This window comes from Moorena sp. SIO2C4 (genome assembly GCF_010672485.1).
Lineage (GTDB): Bacteria > Cyanobacteriota > Cyanobacteriia > Cyanobacteriales > Coleofasciculaceae > Moorena > Moorena producens.
Genome location: NZ_JAAHGN010000777.1, coordinates 1 through 3,680, shown reverse-complemented (window position 1 = coordinate 3,680; position 3,680 = coordinate 1). Strand labels below are relative to the sequence as shown.

Below are 3,680 nucleotides of genomic sequence, written 5' to 3'. Positions count from 1 at the left end.
TTACGGAATTTGGATTCAAGACAATGGATTAGGAACCCTAGAAGACTGCGACATCTATGGCAATACTGATACAGGAGTGTATATCAATGAAGCTAGCAATCCCACTATCCGTTGCTGTCGTATTTATGATGGTAAAAGTTTCGGAATTGGGATTAGAAACAATGGATTAGGAACTATAGAGGACTGCGACATCTATGGCAATAATAGTCTAGGAGTGGTTATCTCTGAAGCTAGCAATCCCACTATCCGTAACTGTCGTATTTATGATGGTAAAAGTTTCGGAATTTGGATTACAGACAATGGATTAGGAATCCTAGAAGACTGCGACATCTATGGTAATACTTATTCAGGAGTGTATATCAATAAAGATAGCAATCCCACGCTCCGTCGCTGTCGTATTTATGATGATAAACAAAACGGAATTTGGATTACAGACAATGGATTAGGAACCCTAGAAGACTGCGACATCTATGGCAATACTTATTCAGGAGTGTCTATTGATACAGGTAGCAATACCACGCTCCGTCGCTGCCGTATTTATGATGGTAAAAGTTTCGGAATTGGGATTACAGACAATGGATTAGGAACCCTAGAAGACTGCGACATCTATGGCAATACTAGTCTAGGAGTGGAAATTAATAATAATAGTAATCCTACTTTCCGTCGTTGTCGAATTGAAAACCATCCTTTTCCAGGAATTCAAATTGAAGAAGGATGTAATCCATTGTTTCGTCGCTGTATTCTTAGGAGTAATAGACCATTCTATTTAGGAATTGCTGGTATACTAAGTCTTTCTATTGCCTTACCTGTAGCTATAGCTGGGGATTTGGTAATCACTCCCACTATAGCTGTAGCCTTAGCTGTGATTGGATTTGTATTTTACAAACTGCGTAAAAATAGGTTTAATAAACTTGATAGTATCGAAATAATATATCTCACCCTAGCATTAGGCGCAAATTTAGGATTAACTTTTTTGCTAAGTTTTAATATTTATAGCTGTTTAGCTTCATTGGTAACGGGTTGGCTCTGGCAAAGGAGGCTTTTTAAGCCACTTTTTAAGCAATCTAAGTTAATATCTAAGTATCAGATTAATAGATTGCCTTAATTAAATTATTTTTCCCTCAACTATGTCCTAAATTTTGAGGTATAATCAGTTTTAAAGACTGGGTAATTATCAATAAGCATAGGTTAATGACATGAGGTAAATTCGGATAACTTTTTCAGTCCAATTCGTTGACTGTCGGATATTTCAGCAATTTTTGATGATCGTGCGTACGCCTTCAGCTGTGTTGATCGCGCTATCATTCACATTGGCAAGCTTAAGCTGTGGATAACTATAGCGCTAGTTAAGGCTTTAGCCCAATTAGTTTGCTATCGTAAATTTTAACAATTTGGGATGATCGCGATCGCGTGGCGTGACTGCATTTCAATCGCACTAGCAACAGCAACAAAGCCGTGAAAATCCTTTACTGTCAGAAATTACAGCAATTTGGGATAATCACAATAGCGTTAGCTTGAGCAACGCGCGATAGTTATCAAAAATTACAACAATTTTGGATAATAGCGATTCGGGCAAAGCCCGACGCTACGCGAACGCGCTAGGTTAATCAGCAAAGGGTGAAAATCCTTTACTATTGGACATTTCAGCAATTTTGGATAATGTTGACTGTTGGAAATTCCAGCAATTTGGGATAATAGCGATTCGGGCAAAGCCCGACGCTACGCGAACGCGCTAGGTTAATCAGCAAAGGGTGAAAATCCTTTACTGTTGGACATTTCAGCCATTTTGGATAATGTTGACTGTTGGAAATTCCAGCAATTTGGGATAATAGCGATTCGGGCAAAGCCCGACGCTACGCGAACGCGCTAGGTTAATCAACAAAGGGTGAAAATCCTTTACTGTTGGACATTTCAGCAATTTTGGCTAATCACGATAGTGCTAGCAACAGCAACTTCGATGAAAATCCTTGACTGCCGGAAATTACAACAATTTTGGATAATGTTGACTGTTGGAAATTCCAGCAATTTGGGATAATAGTGATTCGGGCAAAGCCCGACGCTACGCGAACGCGCTAGCTTAATCAACAAAGGGTGAAAACCCTTTACTATCGTAAATTCTAGCAATTTTCGATAATCTTGACTGTCGCAAATTTCAGCAATTTCGGAACGATAGCGCTAGCTTAATTAACTTCAGTCGAATTCATTCACTGTTGGAAATTTCAGCAATTTTCGATAAGCGTGCGATGCTAGCTATTAGCATCCTATTCCTAAACTATAGCGCTAATAAAAATTACTCAGATTAGGCGGGGGATAACTATAGCGCTAGTTTTATGAGTTTCAGCCCAATTGATTCGCTGTTGGAAATTGCAGCAATTTTGGATGTGATTGGATGTTATTTATCAGTCGCTTCTTCGGATAAGCATTACCTGTCGCACTGGTTAACCTAATTTAACATAATTAACCTAATTTAACAAAACTTTACATCAAGAGCTGCCACCTATAAGTGTATAATAGCCGAAATTATTCTTTCGACAGAAAATAACAGCCTCAAGCCATTATCAATCCGACTGATCAGTTGTCAGTAGGTTAATCAAAATTAGATTAATCAAAATTAGGTTAATTGATGGCAAGACATTGATTAACCTTAAGTGCAGTAAAAACACTCTACCCAGGATCAGGAGAAATCTAAGCAATGGCATTATATGTCTGGAAAAATTATAACACTCAGTTAGGTTTAGCGCTATGCTTAGCCATTAGTGGAGCGTACGCATTTTCAGTAAAGCCAGCTAATGCTCAGATTACTCCTGATACTACTTTACCAGCAGCCGAAAGGTCTTTGTTTCACCAAAGCTCGGGTCAGGTAAATGGAGAAATTGTTGATCTAATTAAAGGAGGATCAATCCGGGATATCAATTTGTTCCACAGTTTCCTAGAGTTTAATGTCGGAGATGGGCAAAGGGTTTATTTTGCTAATCCAGCTGGCATTGAAAATATTCTGTCTCGGGTAACTGGTGCGAATCCCTCTAATATTTTTGGCACCTTGGGTGTCGATGGTGGAGCAAATTTGTTCTTGATTAATCCCAATGGGATTTTCTTTGGTAATAATGCCAAGCTGGATGTATCGGGTTCATTTGTGGGCACTACTGCTGATGGGATTGGCTTTGGAAATCAAGGAGTGTTTAGTGCCTCTAATCCAGAGCCTCCTTCCCCATTGTTGACCGTTAATCCTAATGTGTTTTTCTTTAATCAAATTCCCGGTAATATTACCAGTCAAGCTAAGTTGGAGAAGCTGGCGGTTGATAACCTGTTGTTACTCGGTGGTGATGTTGAGGTTATCGAAGATAGTAAGATATCGACTAATCTTCGAGCCACGATCAACCGATATCCAGCCAATGCACATTATGGGCAATTTTTTCTTGCGCTTACCCTGGACATGATATGATTTGACATCATAGTATTTAAAAAAAAACTTTAGCTGTCCGGCAAAAGAAGCCCCACACCTAATGCGTAGCATAGGTGTGGGATGAATTTTGCACAGGGTATTATAAAATTGCTATAATATATGTACTGATAAACAAAGCCGTTCGCGTAGCGTGGCCTACGGCCTTAAATGCTGGGCAAGTCAGCCACTTACGTGCCTAAAAAATAGAACTCATTGTATTGTTCCGGTGGGTCGGGGC

At 39.3% G+C, this 3,680-nt stretch carries 2 protein-coding genes; both read left to right on the top strand.

Features of this window, described 5'->3' with window-relative positions; all coding sequences use genetic code 11:
• The coding region (locus tag F6K20_RS28875; RefSeq protein ID WP_287296975.1) for a right-handed parallel beta-helix repeat-containing protein at positions 1–1,105 on the top strand (1,105 nt) is incomplete at its 5' end.
• 1,587 nt (positions 1,106–2,692) lie between these two features.
• Complete coding sequence (locus tag F6K20_RS28870; RefSeq protein ID WP_287296974.1) at positions 2,693–3,442, top strand: filamentous hemagglutinin N-terminal domain-containing protein; 750 nt, start codon at positions 2,693–2,695, stop codon at positions 3,440–3,442.
• The last annotated feature ends 238 nt before the right edge of the window (positions 3,443–3,680 follow it).